Consider the following 19,779-nt stretch of genomic DNA (forward strand, 5'->3'; position numbering starts at 1 on the left):
GGGGGGAATTTTGGAAGTTGCTAAATCATCGCGTAAATATGCAATGCCAAAAAATGTAGTGCATTCAGTTAGAAACAGCTAGAGTTTTTACTTTTTATATAAGCTGCGATATTCCCAAGGATTAATAAATTTAGCATCGCTCCAAACACCAAGCCGTTGTTCCTTCGCTTTAGCTTCGGCTTGTTGAACTAAGTCTTTACTAGGACACTTGTTTAAATAGGGACGATACACTTTTGCCAACCCTTCTTCCAACAATACCTGTTGTATAAAAGTGCCATTTTTTAAACGGACTTCGGCAATTTTACGTGCATAGCGATCGCTATCAGTGATATTCAAAGTCACGCGATCGCCTCCTTGTTGCACCAGTTGCTGCACCCGTTGTTGAGCTTTCACACCCCAAGTAAATTGATTGCGATCGCTAGTGCGTTTACTCTGCTTTTCTTTATTAGTATGAGCTATTTCTGGCGCATCTACACAAGCAAAGCGCACACTAAAATTTTTGCCGTTGGTATCTTTGACTACTAGAGTATCCCCATCACTCACTCGCTCAACCGCTTCTCCAGAAGTACCGACAAAGCGATCGCAGCCGATCAAACCCAAAATTATGATAGTTGCACAAAGCCAAAATCGCACTGATTTAGTTAATTTTTCCATTCAAACTTACCTGTATTACCTCTGTGGGATGATACTAGCAAAATGAAAAGATATATTTGTTAACCGTTGACATAATAAGAATTGTAACCTTCCAATTGTCAGCGGGAATTCCTGATGAACTTCTTGACTCACGTTCTGCATCTAGCTGGTTCAGGTGCTTTTGCCTATTACTCTGCGGCTCAAATTCGTGATTCTAAAACCCGCCCCAACATCCTTGCGGGGTTTCAGTTGGCCGAATCTGGCTCTGTGCCGTTTTTATCTGCACTTAGCGATCGCGCATCTGCCGAAGGCGATACATGGCTAGCCGAAAAACTAGCAAAACATGCATCAGATGAAACTAGGCATGGTCAAATTTTTGCCCACGCCTTACAACAGCTAAATAAACAAGTTATAGATTTCAAGCGTCAACCCCAAACTACACCTACAAAAAAATCACAACAGCGTAGTCCCTTTTTCGCAGCATTCTTTGAGGGCTACCCTCAAGAACAGCTAAAACCGGCTGTGATTGAGTGGGATGTATTTATGGCTAGCACATACATTCTGGAGTTAGATGCTAGCAAAGACTTTGCGCGAATGGCGAAAGTATTACCTGATAACGAGCCAACCGCTCGTAACTTGAAGTTAGGAATGCTAAGTATTGCCCAAGATGAAACTGGACATGCTGCTTATCTCTACGAAGCGATGATGCGCCGGATGTCTGCAACTAAAGTGCAAAAACTCGTAGATATGTGGCGAACTCGCAAGGTAAACGCTTTGTTGGCAATGGTTGGCGGTATCCTCCAGCGTAATGGCGAAACGCGATCGCTAGTCCAGGATAGTGCGCCGTCGGAAATCGATTCTGAGTTGGTAGCTATGTAATTATAGATATCTTGAGTATCTAATGATCAACTACCTCTGGCTCAAACTTTCGTTAGCCAGGGGTTTCTATATTCCCTAGCTAAACCTGAAATTTTTGAAGCTTCTTAGCTCCAAGTTACTGCATACTAATAGTTTCCCGGCGTATTTTAGTAGAGCTTGGGACTCGTTAGACCTCTTGCAAAAGTCCGTAACACCCCACCCCCAACCCCTCCCCGCTTGCGGGGAGGGGAGACAAAGCGTAGCTTTGGCGGGGTGGGGTTCAAATTTATTGATTTATGCAAGAGGTCTATTAGTTATGGAAGACCTAAAACAAGTAATAATTAGATAATTAGCGGTACTACCCAGCAAACCTGAGTCAGGTTCTTCCTACAAAAAAACTATGAAAGCTGAAGCAGAAAACCATCTCAGGCTGACTTGTGAAGTAGAAACTACCCTAAAGGTGATTGGCGGACGCTGGAAAGTTTTGATTATTAGAGAATTAATGACTGGCGTCAAACGGTTTGGTGAGTTGCAACGGGCTTTAGCTGGAGTTACGCAAAAGATGCTAACTCAGCAACTCAGAGAAATGGAGGAAGACGGCATTATTCATCGAGAAGTTTATCCCCAAATTCCACCCAAGGTAGAATATTCTCTAACGCCTTTAGGAGAAACTTTGCAACCAATTCTTTATGCTATGCATGAATGGGCTGTGCAACATTTAGCTCAAACAAATCGCCATTAATATTGAGCATATAGGAATCATATTTGATTTCTGAAAAAATCTCGGTAGTCTTGTAGTGAACTGTCATGGCTTTAATGTTGCAAAAAATTGTAGCAAAAAATTGTAGGTTGGGTGGAGCGGAGCGCAACCCAACATCCTGATATATGTTGGGTTACGCAAAGCCTCCACCCAACCTACGTCTACTTTAGGAGAAACTTTGCAACCAATTCTTTATGCTATGCATGAATGGGCTGTGCAACATTTAGCTCAAACAAATCGCCGTTAATATTGAGCATAGGTAATAAATAATAATTGCTACCTGATAATTTGAGTTGCAAAAAATTGTAGGTTGGGTGGAGCGGAGCGCAACCCAACATCCTGATATATGTTGGGTTACGCAAAGCCTCCACCCAACCTACGTCTACGTCTAATGCACTATTAAAACCTAGACAGTCCACTACGTGCATTTCAAAAATCAAATACTAGTCCTATAGATAATAAATAATAATTGCTAGCTTACAATTTTAGCTAGCAGATTTATCCGAATTACGTTAACGCAGCGTTAGCGAGACCTTGAGCGTCATTACTAATTATTTTATTCATTGCTTCTTAAATATTCAATCGCTGCCTCTAATTTTGAGGAATAACTTTCAGCAAACCTTTCAAACCAAAGTCCTTCGGACGAAAGTGGATCTACTTTGGCTAACCATTTTTTTGCTTCCACTTTCAAAACCTCTAGTTGTTTGGCTTTGAGTTGTTCTTGTCGAATTCGTTCCTGTTCTAGTTCTTGCTGTCTTTTTAACTCAATAGCAGCATCCTCTTCGGCAAAATCAGCCTGAACTTCTGCCAAAAGCTTATCCATAAAAGATGCTGACTTTGGCGATGGTGGGATAAACGATTTGGCTGCGGCTGATTTTGACTGCTGCTGTTGTGGTTGTACTTCTTTGTATTCCGTTTGGAGTTCAGCTAATAGCTTATCAATGGAATCCATTTTGGCAATTCCTAATAAATGGTATAGCTAGTCATTAATAGCATTGAGTAGCACTTCCGAGAGACTCATATCTTCCATATCTTCCATAGTAATTGTGTCACAGATATCAAATTTAGCACCAGCACTTTGGAGTTCATCGTCTAAGACTTTCAGAAAGCGGGTAGCTTGCTGATCTGTACCAACTTGAATAAAGGAAATAGCTAGTTCTTCATCTCGATCGATGCGGCGAGAAGCTTCAATAATCACCTTCATTACTGCTTTGCGATCGTCGGGTTCACCATCAGTAACCACTAAAATTGTTTCACCATTTGGCTTTGTTTGACCGGCTGCTTTGCGTTGAAGGTAATCATCAGTTGCATGTTTTAACACACCTGCTAAGTCAGTTGTACCAGACGGGTCATTTTCTCGGAAAATTTGTGATACCTTACTGGATGTGACATTTTCGTATCGCTTAAATCTACCAGAAAATAGATAGATAGTGATCCCATCTGGGTCAAATTGCTCACACTTACTAGCTAAAGCTAAAGTAGATTCCTGGGCTGCAACCCATCTACTTCTACCACCCTTTTGATCTTGGGTTGCCATGCTACCACTTTTGTCGATAATCAAGGTATAATCACGATTTTCTAGCATTATTAAATTCTCCAGTTAATAGTAAAGAGTTACTGGACTATGGGCGATTAACACATTAGTCAGTTATGGCGTTGCTCAATACATCTGCAAGGCTCATTTCTTCTAAGTCGTCTAAAGTGACGGTATCACAAATATCAAATTTAGCGCCAACACTTTGCAACTGATCATCCAAAGCTTTGAGAAACTTAGTTGCTTGGGCATCTGAACCTACTTGAATGATCGAAATTGCTAATTCTTCATCACGTTCCATCTGGCGAGTAGCATGAATGATGACTTCAAACACAGCTTTGCGATCATCTGGTTCACCATCGGTGATGACTAAAATTGTCTCTCCATTTGGCTTGGTTTTACCAGCTGCTTTGCGTTGAAAGTAATTATTGAGGGCATCCTGGAGTACACCTGCTAAGTTTGTTGTGCCAGCAGGGTCATTTTCGAGAAATATCTGTGCGACTTTGGCTGAATTAACATCGTCGTAGCGTTTAAATCTGCCGGAAAATACGTAAACGGTGATGCCATCGGGGTCAAACTGTTCGGCCTTTCTGGCCAAAGCGAGAGTAGACTCTTGAGCGATTTCCCATCTACTTCTACCACCCACTTGGTCGGGTGTGGACATACTACCGCTTTTGTCAATGATTAATGTATAGTCGCGATCGCTCATCATAATCTTCCTCTGATTGTTACCCTCTGGTTCTAGTCTAATCTACGAATTTGACGATACCGTAAGCATTTTAAGGTTTCGTATCAATTATGCTACTCAAAAAAGCCACAGTTGATAAATGCGTTGGCGTAGCCCGTTGCAGGCATCACCTAACCTCATCAAAGAACAAAATCTTCCCAGTCCCCAATCTCCAGTCCCCTGTTGCATCCGTAGTTAGTCTGGGAATAATAAATACTACTCATGCGCTGACACACATGGAGCTAAACAAAGCTGTTTAGCTCAATTTTAGAGATAAATTCGGGTATGAACCATCCTAGATTCTTAGATAACCCTGGGCCAAAACAAAACACACAGCAGCAAAACTTCTCCCCAGCATTTCTGCATCAGATAATTAATGGCATATCTGACGCAGTTTTTGTCAAAGACCGTCAACATCGCTGGGTGTTACTTAACGATCGCTACTGTGATTTCGTCGGTCATCGCCGAGAAGAGCTAATTGGCAAGTCAGACTATGATTTTTTTCCGCAAGCAGAAGCTGATGTGTTCCGGGAAAAAGATGAACTGGTTTTTACCGCAAATATTACTAATGAGAATCAGCAGCTTTTTAGCGATGCTCAGGGTATAACCCATCTCATCTCTACAAAAAAGTCTTGCTTTGAGGATGAGACTGGTAATAAATTTTTGGTGGGTAGTATTCGAGACATAATTTTACAAAATGATCTCGGAAAAATTCTGGATGTGAGTGGCAGAGTTACTGATCTTACTGAACTCATACAAACCAGCGAGACACATCGGAAAACCCTGAAAGAACTGCGCCAACAAAACGAAGAACTAGCGATCGCTTGTAAAACTGCTGAATTAGAGCATCAACGTTACCAGGATTTGTTTGATCTCGCCCCAGATGCTTACTTAGTGATTGATCTAGTCGGCATCATCAAAGAGGCTAATTATGTAGCCGCAGCCTTACTATCTGCGAGACAAAAATATCTGGTAGGTAAACCATTAATCCTGTTTATCGCTGAATCCGACCGCCAAACCTTCATCAACCAACTGGCAAGTTTGCAGCAGGTGCAGGATTGGGAAGTCTATCTACAGCCACGAAGAGGTACAACCTTTCCTGCTAGTATCAGGATGGTTGCAATGTATAATTCACAGGGTCAGCAGGTCGGCTGGCGTTGGTTGCTTTGCGACATCAGCGAACAGCAAGCTGCGTTGCGCTTACGCCAGCAAGCAGAGAAAGACCTACACCGGATTAATGCTGTACTCCAAGCTCAACAAGAAGCTTCCATCGACGGAATTCTGATTATTGATGAAAATCTTACAGTTACATCATTTAATCAGAAATTCTCCCAGTTATGGCAAATTCCTGCGGCACTGATCGAAACACGGGACGATCGCCTACTCGTGGGATCGGTACTAGACAAACTAGTAAATCCAGACGAATTTCTGGCTAAGGTGGAGTATCTTTACCAGCATCCAGACGAAAGCAGCCATGATGAAATTTTCCTCAAATCTGGAAAGATTTTTGAGCGCTATTCTGCACCTGTGCGTAAACAGCAAGGGGCTTGTGATCAGATATCACCTTTAGGAGACTATTACGGTAGGATTTGGTATTATCGCGACATTACCGAATACAAGCAAGCAGACGCACAACTCAGGGCTTCAAAGCAAAGGCTGGCATTGCTGATTGAACAAACACCTTTAGCCATTATTGAATGGAATACCAACTTTGAGGTTCAGACATGGAATCGGGCAGCAGAGAGAATCTTTGGATACACCACACAGGAAATGCTGGGGAATCGTTTTGAGATTATAGTTCCTGAAAACGCCAGAAAGCACGTAAATGAGATTATCACTGCCCTGTTAACACAAAGTGGAGGAAGTTTTAGTGTCAACGAGAACGTCACTAAAGATGGCAGGAGGATAGTCGGCGAGTGGTATAACAACCCCTTAGTGGCTCCTGATGGCCAGGTGCTTGGCATTGCCTCAATGGTGCTGGACATCACAGAACGCAAACGAGCTGAAGAGGAACAGCAAAAATTTGTAGCGTTGGTTGAAAACAGCAGTGACTTTATTGGCATTTCTTCAATGGAAGGGCAAGTTCTCTATGTAAACCCTGCTGGACTCAAGATGGTGGGACTTAGTAGCCTGGAAGCAGCCAAAACCAAGCCAGTGGTTGATTTTCATTCACCAGAAGCTTTTGCAGAGTTTCAGCAACAAATTATTCCTTTGATGCTTGAATATGGTTTCTGGCAAGGCGAGTTTCGCCATAGACATTTTCAAACAGGTATAGAAATTCCTACTGATTGCAGCCTGTTTATCGTTAAACACCCTGAAACAGGAGAGCCTTTTTGTCGGGTAGCTGTTGTTAGGGACATCACAGAACGCAAACAAGCCAAGGAAGCCCTGCTAAAGTCGGAAGCGCAACTACGACAACAAGCCCAAGAACTTAAAGTTACACTCCGCGAACTTCAACGCACCCAGACTCACTTAATTCAAAGTGAAAAGATGTCTAGTTTGGGGCAACTAGTTGCAGGAGTGGCACACGAAATCAACAACCCGGTCAATTTTATCTATGGCAACCTTAGCCCTGCCAAAGAATACACCCAAGATTTACTTTCACTTTTGCAACTCTATCAAAGTCATTATCCCCAACCTGTGCTAGAAATTCAGGATTTTGCAGAACAAATCGAACTAGACTTTTTGAAATCAGATTTCCCACAAATAATCAACTCAATGAAAGTTGGTGCAGACCGCATTCGCGAGATTGTGCTTTCCCTGCGAACTTTTTCGCGCTTAGATGAAGCCGAAATGAAAGCTGTTGATATCCATGAGGGAATCGACAGTACTCTGATGATTTTGCAAAGCCGCCTCAAGGGTAATGACCAGCGCTTGACAATTGAAATAATCAAAGAATACGGTAAGCTACCGCTGGTTGAATGTTACGCAGGGGAGCTAAATCAAGTATTCATGAATATTTTGTCAAATGCGATCGATGCTTTACAAGAGGGACTGGGGACAGGGGACAAGGGGGACAAGGAGAATAAACAATGCCCCATGCCCAATTCTCAATGCCCAATTCCGACAATTTGCATTCGTACCCAACTACAGCAGCCAAATCAGGTAACAATTAGGATTACCGACAATGGATTGGGAATATCAGAAGATGTTAAAAAACAACTATTTAACCCCTTCTTTACCACCAAGCCCATCGGCCAAGGTACGGGGATGGGTCTTGCCATTAGCTACCAAATCATTACAGAAAGACATGGCGGTTGCTTAGAATGTATTTCGCAGCCAGGACAAGGGGCTGACTTTGTGATTAAGATTCCCCTGATTCAAGATACGTCAACATCAGAATTAGGAATTAGCTAAATACCTCCACTTCTTCAGGAGCCTTCATTTGGTCGAGAATTCCCCAAATTTCTTGTAACATCGGCTCTAACCCGGAGCGAGTAACCGCTGAAATCACAAAAACCGGGGCGTAGGAGAGATGATTAAGTTGGGTGGCTAACGCTTCCAAATCGACAGTTTCCCGATCAACTGCATCAATTTTATTCAGCGCCAAAATTTGCGGACGTTCTGCTAAACCCTGCCCATAAGCTTGTAATTCTTGCTTAATTGTGTTGTAGTCTCTAACCACATCATCACTAGTGGCATCAATTAAGTGAAGTAGCACCCGCGTGCGCTCGATGTGGCGCAAGAAATCATGTCCCAGCCCTGCCCCATGTGCTGCTCCCTCAATTAGTCCGGGAATGTCAGCGAAAACAGTTCCATCGCCAGTAGGTTTCCGCACTACACCCAAATTTGGAATCAGGGTAGTAAAAGGGTAGTCTGCAATTTTCGGACGTGCAGCGGATAAAGATGAAATTAAAGTGGACTTACCAGCATTTGGTAAGCCAATAATCCCCACTTCTGCCAAAAGTTTTAACTCTAGGCGCAGCTGCTTTATTTCCCCTGGTAATCCGGGGAGGGCATATTCTGGGGCGCGGTTACGGTTACTCAAGAAATGCTGATTTCCCAGTCCGCCTTTACCACCTTGGGCAATCAGCAAAGTCTGCTTCGGCTCAATTAAATCTCCCAGCAGTTCGCCAGTTTCAGCATCATAAATGGTTGTACCGCAAGGAACTTCGATAATTAAATCCTTTCCTCCTGCTCCGGTGCAGTTACTTGGCCCGCCACGAGTACCCTTTTCTGCCTGAAAGCGATGGTTGTATCTGAAGTCCAACAAAGTTTGTAAGTTTTCTTCGGCAACGAAAAATACCGAACCACCTCGTCCCCCATTACCACCAGAGGGGCCACCAGTCGGCACGTACTTCTCTCGCCGGAAGGCGACAATACCATCGCCGCCCTTACCAGCTTCAACTTCAATTTTTGCTTGATCGATAAATTGCATTTTTCTACAGTCCTGTTAGCGGATAGCTAGGGTTTAACCCGTGCTGAATTATGAGTTGCGAGTTATATGGGAGTTATAAATTATAAGTTTTAAAATCTCATTTCTCACTACTTTACTTGTAACTCACACTTTTTCCTCCCCTGCCCCTTTTGCTCAAGATATGGCAATATATAAAGTTGTAGCTAACCGCCTACGTAGAGGTTTAAAGTGGATACCATTGCAATTCCTGCTCTAAATCGGCCAGTGGATGCCACGGTAGAAATTCCTGGTTCTAAAAGTCTTACCAATCGGGCGTTACTTGTCGCTGCGTTAGCGCAAGGTGACTCCATTTTAGAAAATGCCTTATTTAGTGAAGACAGCGAGTATTTTGCCAAATGCGTAGAGCAGTTGGGCATTCCCATTACTTTGAATCCTCAACTGGCACAGATTCAAGTGGCGGGAAGAGGAGGCGAGATTCCAGCTAAACAGGCAGATTTATTTGTGGGTTTGGCAGGTACAGCAGCACGGTTTATTTCGGCGCTGGTGGCACTGGGGAACGGCGAATATCGCCTAGATGGGGTTCCCCGGATGCGAGAACGACCGATGGGCGACTTGTTGACGGTACTACAAATGGGTGGAGCAACCATTAACTTTGAGGGAAACTCCGGGTTTATGCCGTATACCGTCTATAGTCGGCAATTCGCTGGTGGCAATTTTCGCTTGAAAGCGAACCAAACAAGTCAGCAACTTTCGGCGTTGCTGATGATTGCGCCTTATGCTCAACAAGACACAATTGTTGAGGTTGAAGGTACGCTGGTTTCTCAGTCTTACGTCAAAATGACCTGTCGTCTGATGGCAGATTTTGGCGTGGAGGTGATTCAAATTGGCGATAATCAATTTCAGATTAAAGCAGGACAACGTTACCAAGCTCGACATTACACAGTCGAACCCGATGCGTCAAATGCTTCTTACTTTTTTGCCGCCGCCGCCGTCACGGGTGGACGGGTGCGGGTAAAACATTTGACCAAACAATCTTGTCAGGGTGATATTCTCTGGCTGAATGTTTTAGAACAGATGGGTTGCCAAATTAAGGATGCGGATGATTACACCGAAGTGACGGGGCCGAAGCAATTGCAAGGCATCGACATTGATATGAATGATATCTCAGATTTAGTGCAAACATTAGGAGCGATCGCCCCCTTTGCCAGTTCACCGATTACGATTCGGAACGTGGAACATATTCGCTATAAGGAAACTGACCGAATTAAAGCTGTTGTCACAGAGTTGCGGCGGTTAGGAGTTGAAGTTGAAGAATTTGCAGATAGACTGAAAATTCAGCCTGGCCCCATTACGCCGGCGGCAATTGAAACCTATCACGATCATCGAATGGCGATGGCTTTTGCTGTGACTGGCTTGAAGGTTCCAGGGATTATAATTAAAGATCCTGGTTGTACAGCGAAGACCTTTCCAGATTACTTTACCCGATTCTTTCAAATGTTAGAACAATAAGAGCTATTTTCGCTAAACTTACCTTTTCAGTGCCAAAGTTAAGCCATCTGCGATCGCTACTACACTAAGACTAACTCGCTGGTCTTGATGCAGTTTTTGATTAAAAGCACGAATTCTTTTAGTTCTATTATCTTGCACTTCGGGGTCGGCAACCTTGCCTGACCAGAGGACATTATCAATCGCAATCAATCCCCCCGGACGCACTAATTGCAGCGATCGCTCATAATAGCCATCATAGTTGCTCTTATCTGCATCGATGAAGGCAAAATCAAAAGTTTCTGCTTCTTTTGTTGCCAGTAGCCGATCTAAAGTCTGCAAAGCTGGGGCAATATGCAGTTGAATTTTATCTGCTACTCCTGCTTGCTGCCAATAGCGCCGAGCGATCGTTGTAAATTCTTCACTAATATCACAGGCTACTACCTTACCGTCCCTCGGTAATGCCAATGCCACCACCAGGGAACTATAACCTGTAAATACCCCGATTTCCAAAGTTTTCTTAGCTCCCAGCAACTGCACCAATAACGCCAAAAACTGCCCTTGTTCGGGAGCAATTTGCATTCTCCCTATCGGAGACTGGGCTGTTTCCTGTCTCAGTTGGGTTAAAATTTCTGGTTCTCGGAGAGAGACTGACAGTAAATAGTCGTAGAGGTTTTGTTCGAGTCCTAGTGTTTTAGTTGTCATAAAATTGGGCATTGGGCAATCATCTAGATTGCAATTATTATGCAAAAAGCGTAGTTTCCCGCCGTAGGCATCGCACAAACATTCTATATTATGTAGAGATATTGCATACCAAGTCTTTGCTTGAGTTAGTTGCTTAAACCCTTCTAGAATAAAAACTATTGTGGGTAATTTTATTACTAAACTTATTTTTATTGTGGGAGGTTATGATGAGCCGTCCAATAATTCTTGGTATTGTCGGCGACAGCGCCGCTGGTAAAACAACACTAACGCGAGGAATCGCTCAGGTACTCGGCCCAGAAAATGTCACAATCATCTGTACAGATGATTATCACCGTTACGATCGCCAACAACGTGCAGAAATTGGCATCACTGCCCTCCACCCCGACTGCAACCACCTGGATATTATGCAGCAACATCTGTCGCTGCTACGCACAGGACAGCCCATTCTCAAGCCAGTTTACAGCCATAAAACAGGTACATTCGAGCCACCGCAGTATATCAAGCCGAGTAAATTCGTGATTGTTGAAGGATTACTCGGTTATTCTACTCGTGCTGCTCGTGATTCTTATGATATAAAAGTATACCTTGCACCCCCGGAACAAGTTCGTGCTAAATGGAAAGTCAAGCGAGATACGCAAAAGCGTGGCTACACTGCTGAACAGGTGCTAGCAGAACTAGAAAAGCGCGAACCAGACTCAGCACAGTTTATCCGTCCGCAACGGCAATGGTCTGATATAGTAATTAGTTTCTATCCACCCACTGATGAAGATGATGAAACCAATGGACACCTGAATGTTCGACTGGTACTGCGTCCGACAATTCCGCATCCAGATTTTACCCCAATTACCAACTCTAGCTATGGTAATTCTGACTCAGCGATCCGTCTAGGGCTAGACAGGGATATGAGTAAGCCAGTAGATGTCTTAGAAGTTGATGGTCATGCCACCTTAGAACAGGTGAATAAGTTAGAGCATATTATTTGTTCTGATATGCCCCATTTACGAAATATTTGCGATCGCGAAAGTAATCCAGAACTGGGTAAAATTGCTGGTACAACTGGAGAAACACTGCAAAGTTATCCTCTGGCTTTGACTCAGTTAATCATTACCTACCACATGCTGAAAGCAACGCAAATTTATCAGTAATTAGCGACAATGAAGGGGTTTAAATGGTTTGCGATCGCGTGTAGTATTGGACTGTTGAATTATGCGATCGCACTTTGCTAACGGCTAATCTTCAGGTAGAGATTTGCTTGTGAATGTAGTCTAATAGTTCTCCAACAGTGCAAGCTACAGGATCTGAATCACCGAAAGAATTATAGCTAAATGACGGAGGCCATTTTTTAACTGACCCTAATATGTCCTCAGATATTTCAATATTAAAATTAAACGCCTCTTAAAGTGCCATTGCAAGCTCAACAGTATCAAGCTCATCTGCTCCTAAATCGTTACAGATGTGACTAGTCAAACTTACTTTATCCAACTCAACGCTCAACTGTTTACTGACTATATCTAGAACTTTAACAAAAAGATCGGACATACTCTTGTCTCTACCGGACTCATCAAACTTTTTAGCTAACTGAATCAATCGATTTTGCCTGCGATTCTCTGCCTCTGTCGCTTGTTGAACTTCTTGTGTCACTCGTCGAGCTTCCTCAACTTTTTGATACTGTAAGCGCTTGTAGGCAGCTGCCTTCTCAGTCGCTACGTGCATTTTCAAGACTTCTATATAGGAGTTAACAATATCACGCACTAGAGAAAATTCAACCTTGTGTCCGCTCTCGCTATAAATTTTTGTAGCTATCTTCCAGACAGTCTCATCGTGTTTGGACACTAGGGAATTTAAACCCTCTTCTGTAACTGGTACAGTTTTATCTAAATAAGTGTTGATTACTTTTTTCAGGATGTCTAACTCATAGGCTCTATCATCAGCAGTCATTGTAACCTTTCTTACACCTGGCATCGATTGAGCTTTTGCTATCCGTTTGGAATCTTAATAGTAACTTGAGAGACATCCTAAGTGAGGAATATACAGAAATAGAGAAAATTTCCCAAAATTAAAGATTTTCTCAAATAAAGATGATTTTGAGAGCAAACAAGGGATAAATAAAGATAGTTTGATGTGTGGTGCTATTTTCTTAGTTTATGACCTATTGCCTCAGAATTGCCGACCTACCTACAAATGAGCGTCCGCGTGAGCGATTAATGACGCATGGTGCAAAAATTTTAGCCACAGCGGAGTTAATCGCAATTCTTCTAGGCACCGGTCAAGGGCCAGGGAAACTATCTGCTGTGGGTTTGGGACAATATATCTTGAGCGAATTAGGCAAACACCAACGCGATCCTTTGGTAGTTATGCGAGAAGTTAGCCCTGCTGAGTTGATGCAAATTTCTGGTGTTGGCCCGGCGAAGGCAACAAGTATCTTAGCAGCAATTGAATTGGGTAAACGCGCCTTTCAATCTCGTCCCAATGATGGCACATTAATTGATAGCCCACTTGCTGCTGCTGCTACCCTCAGTCAAGATTTGATGTGGCAGATACAAGAACGTTTTGCAGTGGTGCTGTTAGATGTCAAGAATCGCTTATTGGGTACGCAAGTAATTACCATTGGTACCGCAACCGAAACCCTAGCCTCTCCCCGTGATATTTTTCGGGAAGTTATTCGTCAAGGCGCAACGCGGGTGATAGTTGCCCACAACCATCCTTCTGGGAACCTTGAACCCAGCCAAGAAGATATAGAATTGACGCGTCAGTTGTTAGCAGGGGCGCAGCTTTTGGGCATTCCGGTACTAGATCATCTGATTTTGGGTAATGGCAATCATCAGAGTTTACGGGAACTGACAACCTTGTGGGATGAGCATCCACAGGGGGATTAAAATAATTCGTAATTCGTAATTCGTAATTAAAAATTGTTTCAGACTCTTATAGCTTTTCCTAATCAAATGAGATATATCATAGCCCCCTCCTCGCTTGCGGGGAGGGGGTTGGGGGGTGGGGTTCTTGAAGCCTAGTTAAGCAATCAAGCAGACATGATAAGCTAAACCACATCTAGTTTGCATATCTAAAATTTATATAACTCTTGTGGGGTGGGCAACATGAGCGCTCTAATTATGCAAGTTAAATGTGGAACAGCTTATTACAACTTATTTACTTTCCTGCATATTTCTAACTAGTTTAGTTACTAGCTTTCTGGGAGTAAATCTTACAGATTCAGCGAGTAGCTTATTTTTAATTCCAGGAACGACAACAGTTTTGTTTTCAAATAGACCACGATAGCCGATTTGGGCTACCGTTTCCGCAGTCATAATTTTTTGACCGCTGACCAACTTTGAGTCTTCCATTGCGGCTCTTTGTTGAAAATTAGATTCTGTAGGCCCTGGACAAAGCGCTGTTACAGAAACGCCTGTACCTTCTAATTCATTAGCGATCGCTTCTGAGAACGATAAGACATAGGCTTTACTAGCGTAGTATACTGCCATCAGTGGCCCTGGTTGAAAAGCAGCAGTGGAGGCCAGGTTTAATATTTTTCCAGACCCCCGCTTAACCATACCCTTGAGGAATAACTTGGTTAAATGTGTCAGACATAAAACATTGACTTGTAGCAATTGCATTTCAGCATTCAGGTCAATTTCGTTAAATAATCCGTAGGTAGCAAATCCAGCATTGTTAACCAACACATCAACTTTGATCGATGCTTGTTCTAGCTCCGTGAAAATTTCTTCTGGGGCTGATGGGTTAGATAAATCCTTGGAAATAACTTTGACATCAATGCCAAATTTATTTTTAAATTCATCGGCGATTTTATTCAGCTTTTCCACGCTTCTAGCTACCAACACAAGATTGTAACCATCCTGAGCAAATAATTTCACGAATTCATAACCGATGCCGCCAGATGCACCAGTAATAAGAGCCGTTTGTTTGCGATTACTCTGCATAATTTTTCCTCTCTTAACAACTTGAAAACAAATAGAGATATGAGTGAAATTAACTACAGCGTAGGGGTAGGGGCACAACATGTTGTGCCCCGACAATTCTCTGTACCTCACGCCTGTTGCAATCTGCTATAAGTGTTAATCCAGAACCCTTATAGAGACTTAGCAGTGCTACATCTCTACATTCTTTTTCACTCATATCTCTTATAAATCATTAGTTATTAGTCATTATTAACCTAACGCTCTTTAACCTTGATTATTCTTTCTCCAGAATAATTAAAAGGTGCTAAGTAACCATAACTAATCACAGACTACATAACAACAAGCACTCATTTATTGCCATTGGGAAATTTCCAAGCGAACTGCTGCATTTATTCCTAAGACTTTTTGCCCACGTTCCGGTACGGGAATATATGCAACATATACCCCGGAACTGGATTCTGAAGTCGGATTTAACTTTGTTACTGGCTCTTTTTCATCAGAATTCCAACTGTATTTAGCCTCATAAGTGCTATTTGATTCGACAACATCAGTAATTAAATAGTCAGACCACACCGGCACTTGGTCGAGATGACTGTCACCTAACCAATTCGTCTCTTGTTTTGTGAAGGAATGCAGGGCTAAACGCAGGGCATATCTACAGACATTATTATCACTGGCTGAGTTTCTTGGGATTAAAAAGGCTGTAAACAAAGGAACAGGTTTATCTGTTCTGATTAACTCTTGTGTGATTGGGCAATAATGAGCGATCGCTTGCTCATATATAGGAATAGGAAGACCACGCAAAGCAACCCTAGTTTCCAATTGATAAAAATTCTTGTCCCGGTCTTTTAACTCGACATTGCTAAGAGACAGTTTCACCTGGATATCACCAAACAAAAAGCGTTGCAGGTTTTGATAACCTTCTTCGGAGTTCAAAATGCCATAACGCCCACCATGAGAGCGATGAACATAAGCACGATGAGATCCGCTGATATAAGCTTTATCAATCTGAACTAGACCATCACTTTTCACCCCGACAGTCTTGCGTGAGAGACCAAAAGCTTCTTCATAATCATGTGCATTAGTGCCGATTAGAGAAAAAACGCGGCTTGGTGAAAATGCATTCTCTATGCTTTGTAGTTTTTCTAGCTGAAAGTTATCGGGTAACTCATCCGTTGTCTTGTTGACTTCAGGTGTCAAATACTGGTACATCCGCCAGGGCCCAAAGTCATCAGAATTATTCAATTGGAACCTGTCCCTCAGATTTTCAAGTAAGCCACCCCCGACCTCAAAATAAATACCACCATGAGGTGTAGCGTAGGTAAAGAATTTGTCAATATGATCAACAGCTTGTTCGTTTTCATCTGGATAAATCTTTTGAATCAAGCTGCGACAAACAAGACCTCCCATCGAGTGGGCGACAAGATAAACTTTGTCAGCACCTGTTCTATCCTTGACATTCTGGATCAGTTTTCTTAAACCCTGAGCTATTTGCTCCATCTCCTGTCGGACTACACTTGAGGAGCTAAAACTAGGTGTTGTTATATCATAAAATCGGTAGATCCAAATAGTTTTATGAAGTTGGTCAGACAATCTTTTAATCTGATTGCTCAAATTCTGATTGTCAACAATCGGTTGATAACCATGATCGTTCATTAGCCTCAGCAATGGACTCTCGAAAAAAAACTTCTGGGGATTTTCTTTCTCATCTACTCGAATATGGGTTGAACCACTATTGAATCCATAAAACGGATCGTTGACTGCTTGCTCAACATCTTGTTGTGTACCTGCATATCCACGAACGAAGATGATTGGTAAATACTGCATATATATCCTTGCTATTTAATCAATATTTTTTTTCGTTCCCAGATTTAAGCTGGGAACGAGTGCAGAATATCAAGACAAGTTGTCTTAGTACAACATTTTATTAATTCGTAGCGAATTCTCGGCGTTTAAAACACTACGATTTTAGAGGATGTTTGAAAAGTCCTTTTCTTAGTAGCAAAACGTTTTAGATCCCCCTAAATCCCCCTTTTTAAGGGGGACTTTGATTCCAGTTCCCCCCTTTTTAAGGGGAGCCAGCGCGGTCTTCTCTACGAGACGCTGCGCGATGGGGTCTCCCCAAGTGGAGCGACTGGCGTGGGTTAGGGGGGATCAACAAATGCCTAAAATCACAGCTAAATACTTTTCAAACAACCTCTTAGGCAAAGCTGTACTTAGAACGTTTTCACGAACTCAATTAGGGCTTTCTTATCTTCATCTGGCAGATTTGAGCCAAAATAATGACCCTCATCTTCAACGAAGTCAGGAGATTTGTTGGCTCTTAAAAGCACACGTGCCAACTTACCCTTAATTCCACCCCCCGGTTTCAAGTCTTGGAAAAGGCTGCCGAGATTGAGAGATGTAATCGCCTCTCTCATATTGATGCTTGCCAGCAAATTCACAGGCGTACCTTTAGGAACAGGAAGCCTGAATCTCGGATTTGGATCTCCTGGGGGAAGCTCTAATTTAGTATCTTGAGATGTCCTGCTGATAATTCCCTCACGCTTTTCAGGCCACAGCAGCTTTTCCATCGCATCCGTATAAGCTTCTACACGTCCTTTCACTGAAGGATCTTCGTTGTAAAGTCCTAGTGTGTTGTTGTGAAGAAGTGGTGCTGTTGCCCAAATACTCACTAGTGAAGGTGTACGGTAATATCCCAAACCGCCGTCGGGGATCTTAAATTCGATGGGTTTTTTGTCATCGAAGGGGTTGTACAGCGTTAAAGTACCTGGTGAAGGCAGTTGTTTGTAAGTCTTCGACGAGAACTGATCCCAAATATGCCCTTTAGTAGCATTTGTTCCTAGCGATCGCGCCGCATTAGTACCAATTAGTGTAACTGGATAACGCTGGTCATCAGACAAGAAGTTGTGGTCAAGAAAATTACTACTGAGTACAGACTCTTGATACCATTTCTGAGCCTGTTCGGAGTCAGTAGCGATCGCAGCCGATGGCATTTTGCTGGAATGGCAACTAGCGCAAGTGCTGGCAAAAACCAGCTTGCCACGTTTGAGAACTTCTTCATCTTTAGTCAAGAACTCTTCACCACCTGGTGCATCTTTTAGGTGCATCGGCTGGATAGTTTTCAGAAATGCTTCGGCATCAGCCATGCGTGTTTCTGTCTGTCTCCAGCCTTCGCACTCCTTCCGCGCCCTTTCGATGTCAAAAGGTTTTTGGGGAGTTCTGCCTAATAAAGGCTCATGGAGACTTGTCCAGTAATCGCCGCACATCCCAATGTTGACGTAGACGCGTAGTGAGGCTTTTGCTACTCCTATAGAGTCCGCACCATCCTTGAGAATATGATTAACATCCTTGGTTGAACCATCGTTCATCACCTCTGGATATTTGGGGCGATCGCCTAAATTAAAAATGGCATTGATCGCATTCGGATTGTTAATATGATCGGTGGCAATCCGAGAAGTATCAGAAGTCCCCGGTTTCTGAGAGTTAAGTACTTGCTTAATAAAACTATTTTCCCCGACGCTGGCATCAAAGAATTTGTTTTCTTTGATGTACTGATTACCCAATGCTGCTACCAGGTTTTCCCATTTCGGATGTTCTTTGTCTTTGGGCGGATTGAGGGGATCTAATGCTACGTGACAGATGGCACAGGACTGCCCGATCAAATAAGGAGGCTCAATTTGTGAGTTTTTGGCATATTCAACAGGGTTCCATTTTGCCGAGTCAAAGTTGGGGTTGGGGAACTTACGCAACCCAATTACGCCAGTTGAGAGCGGGTCTTGACATTTATCTAGCTGCAATCCGTATTCATCTGGTGTTGTCGATTTTTCACATCCAGGATCGTTAATTGCGCCATAGAGTTTGAATCGCTCGTCATGCTTATCTGAGTTAATCAGTTTTAGCAGGTCAGCACCACCACTCGTTCGCTTCGCTAGATCACGATAGTACTTATCATTACCGCCAGTCCATAAGTACCAGGTGCAACGGCCCCGTTTCTCGGCATCTGTCAAATTCTCCTTTGTGTACTCTGGGAGATAACCGATACCCTCACAGTTATCGAGGTATTCACTTACAGCAGTATCAGAATACTTAGTACCTAGGGACGTAGGTATTTCACTATACTCATCGGCTAGAGCTGTAGGCGTTCCATAAAAGCCGCAGACTATAAACATAGTCACGAATAGGAGGAGCAGACAGCCCTTAAAAATTAGACTTGTCTTTTTCATAAAACTCTCTGTGACACCTAAACCTTTTCCACTGCACCTCACGTTTGCAGAGGTACACTAATACTTCATCACTAATTTCCCATTTTCCAGATTTAGTCTTGGGATATTTTGATGATTTAAAATGTACCTTACTGAGGCTCGTTATATATGAACTTACTACACAAGTTTGCAAAACGTCATCAATAAACTTTTAGACATTTTTAAATCAAAAATTTAAAAATTTGTAAATTTACAATGGTGTTTAATAACCTATTTGCTATGGTTATATCGATTCCCTGCATAGTTGGTTAAGTTTGTAACAAATTGTTAGAAGCTACTTTTAAGGTTGCCTTAACCTTTGAAGAGAAATAAAAGACGAAAATTTTCACTTTTTTTAAGAATTGTTTTCTAAATACCGTAGGTTTACAAACTGCAAAAGTTCTTATATAACTGGAAAAACCAATAAAGATCAATATCCATGCTGAAATTTGGTAGGTAAATTTAAGTAACAAAAACTTAATATTTAGCGATCGCATCCGAAAACCTCCATTGTGGATTTGTAGATATAAAAAATTGCCCTCCCAGAGACACTAGAAATAAT

The 19,779-nt window shown here is 42.6% G+C and carries 16 protein-coding genes; 6 read left to right on the forward strand and 10 right to left on the reverse strand.

Features of this window, described 5'->3' with window-relative positions; translation table 11 throughout:
* Nucleotides 1–87 precede the first annotated feature (87 nt).
* Entirely contained in the window at nt 88–654 is a 567-nt protein-coding gene (locus V7K62_RS17705; protein ID WP_334866194.1) for a thermonuclease family protein, read from the reverse strand.
* Between the two features lie 114 nt (nt 655–768).
* On the opposite strand from V7K62_RS17705, the gene V7K62_RS17710 reads away from it, so the two are divergent.
* Nucleotides 769–1,512 (forward strand): ferritin-like domain-containing protein, encoded by a 744-nt coding sequence (locus tag V7K62_RS17710; protein ID WP_334866196.1) that lies wholly within the window; start codon nt 769–771, stop codon nt 1,510–1,512.
* A 379-nt stretch (nt 1,513–1,891) separates the two neighbouring features.
* Nucleotides 1,892–2,233 carry a winged helix-turn-helix transcriptional regulator gene (locus tag V7K62_RS17715; RefSeq protein WP_334866198.1) on the forward strand — a complete coding sequence of 114 codons (342 nt, stop codon included), beginning with the start codon at nt 1,892–1,894 and terminating at the stop codon, nt 2,231–2,233.
* Between the two features lie 574 nt (nt 2,234–2,807).
* On the opposite strand, the gene V7K62_RS17720 is transcribed toward V7K62_RS17715, so the two are convergent.
* Genes V7K62_RS17720 through V7K62_RS17730 form a run of 3 tightly spaced genes read right to left on the reverse strand, consistent with a single transcriptional unit; the run spans nt 2,808 to nt 4,497 of the window.
* A complete protein-coding gene (locus tag V7K62_RS17720) occupies nt 2,808–3,203 on the reverse strand; it encodes a salt stress protein, Slr1339 family (RefSeq protein ID WP_334866200.1) in 396 nt (131 codons plus the stop codon).
* Between the two features lie 27 nt (nt 3,204–3,230).
* Entirely contained in the window at nt 3,231–3,836 is a 606-nt protein-coding gene (locus tag V7K62_RS17725; protein ID WP_334866202.1) for a vWA domain-containing protein, read from the reverse strand.
* Nucleotides 3,837–3,891: 55 nt separating this feature from the next.
* Nucleotides 3,892–4,497 (reverse strand): vWA domain-containing protein, encoded by a 606-nt coding sequence (locus V7K62_RS17730; RefSeq protein ID WP_334866204.1) that lies wholly within the window; start codon nt 4,495–4,497, stop codon nt 3,892–3,894.
* A 300-nt stretch (nt 4,498–4,797) separates the two neighbouring features.
* Between V7K62_RS17730 and V7K62_RS17735 the strand changes: the two genes are divergently transcribed.
* Nucleotides 4,798–7,869 carry a PAS domain-containing sensor histidine kinase gene (locus V7K62_RS17735; protein WP_334866206.1) on the forward strand — a complete coding sequence of 1,024 codons (3,072 nt, stop codon included), beginning with the start codon at nt 4,798–4,800 and terminating at the stop codon, nt 7,867–7,869.
* Here V7K62_RS17735 and obgE read toward each other — a convergent pair.
* Entirely contained in the window at nt 7,862–8,890 is a 1,029-nt protein-coding gene (gene obgE, locus V7K62_RS17740) for a GTPase ObgE (RefSeq protein WP_334866208.1), read from the reverse strand. The two genes, V7K62_RS17735 and obgE, sit on opposite strands and share 8 nt — an antisense overlap.
* Before the next feature lie 207 nt (nt 8,891–9,097).
* Here obgE and aroA point away from each other — a divergent pair, with 207 nt between their 5' ends.
* On the forward strand, nt 9,098–10,378 hold the full coding sequence (gene aroA / locus V7K62_RS17745) for a 3-phosphoshikimate 1-carboxyvinyltransferase (protein ID WP_334866210.1): 1,281 nt from the start codon (nt 9,098–9,100) through the stop codon (nt 10,376–10,378).
* Between the two features lie 18 nt (nt 10,379–10,396).
* On the opposite strand, the gene V7K62_RS17750 is transcribed toward aroA, so the two are convergent.
* Nucleotides 10,397–11,059 (reverse strand): class I SAM-dependent methyltransferase, encoded by a 663-nt coding sequence (locus tag V7K62_RS17750; protein WP_334866212.1) that lies wholly within the window; start codon nt 11,057–11,059, stop codon nt 10,397–10,399.
* 206 nt (nt 11,060–11,265) lie between these two features.
* Here V7K62_RS17750 and V7K62_RS17755 point away from each other — a divergent pair, with 206 nt between their 5' ends.
* On the forward strand, nt 11,266–12,204 hold the full coding sequence (locus V7K62_RS17755) for a phosphoribulokinase (RefSeq protein WP_334866397.1): 939 nt from the start codon (nt 11,266–11,268) through the stop codon (nt 12,202–12,204).
* Between the two features lie 250 nt (nt 12,205–12,454).
* Here V7K62_RS17755 and V7K62_RS17760 read toward each other — a convergent pair whose 3' ends face one another.
* The gene (locus V7K62_RS17760) at nt 12,455–12,997 is read right to left on the reverse strand and encodes a hypothetical protein (RefSeq protein WP_334866214.1); all 543 of its coding nucleotides are present in this window, start codon (nt 12,995–12,997) and stop codon (nt 12,455–12,457) included.
* Between the two features lie 206 nt (nt 12,998–13,203).
* Here V7K62_RS17760 and radC point away from each other — a divergent pair, with 206 nt between their 5' ends.
* Entirely contained in the window at nt 13,204–13,935 is a 732-nt protein-coding gene (gene radC, locus V7K62_RS17765; RefSeq protein WP_334866216.1) for a RadC family protein, read from the forward strand.
* A 267-nt stretch (nt 13,936–14,202) separates the two neighbouring features.
* Here the strand turns inward: radC and V7K62_RS17770 are convergent, their stop codons facing one another.
* From V7K62_RS17770 to V7K62_RS17780, 3 genes are all read right to left on the reverse strand, one after another.
* The gene (locus tag V7K62_RS17770) at nt 14,203–14,994 is read right to left on the reverse strand and encodes an SDR family NAD(P)-dependent oxidoreductase (RefSeq protein ID WP_334866218.1); all 792 of its coding nucleotides are present in this window, start codon (nt 14,992–14,994) and stop codon (nt 14,203–14,205) included.
* Nucleotides 14,995–15,324: 330 nt separating this feature from the next.
* A complete protein-coding gene (locus tag V7K62_RS17775) occupies nt 15,325–16,800 on the reverse strand; it encodes a lipase family alpha/beta hydrolase (protein WP_334866220.1) in 1,476 nt (491 codons plus the stop codon).
* 389 nt (nt 16,801–17,189) lie between these two features.
* Nucleotides 17,190–19,199 carry a hypothetical protein gene (locus tag V7K62_RS17780; protein ID WP_334866222.1) on the reverse strand — a complete coding sequence of 670 codons (2,010 nt, stop codon included), beginning with the start codon at nt 19,197–19,199 and terminating at the stop codon, nt 17,190–17,192.
* Nucleotides 19,200–19,779: the final 580 nt, after the last annotated feature.

The sequence above is a fragment of the Nostoc sp. genome (genome assembly GCF_036917935.1).
In the GTDB taxonomy this organism is placed as follows: Bacteria; Cyanobacteriota; Cyanobacteriia; order Cyanobacteriales; family Nostocaceae; genus Nostoc.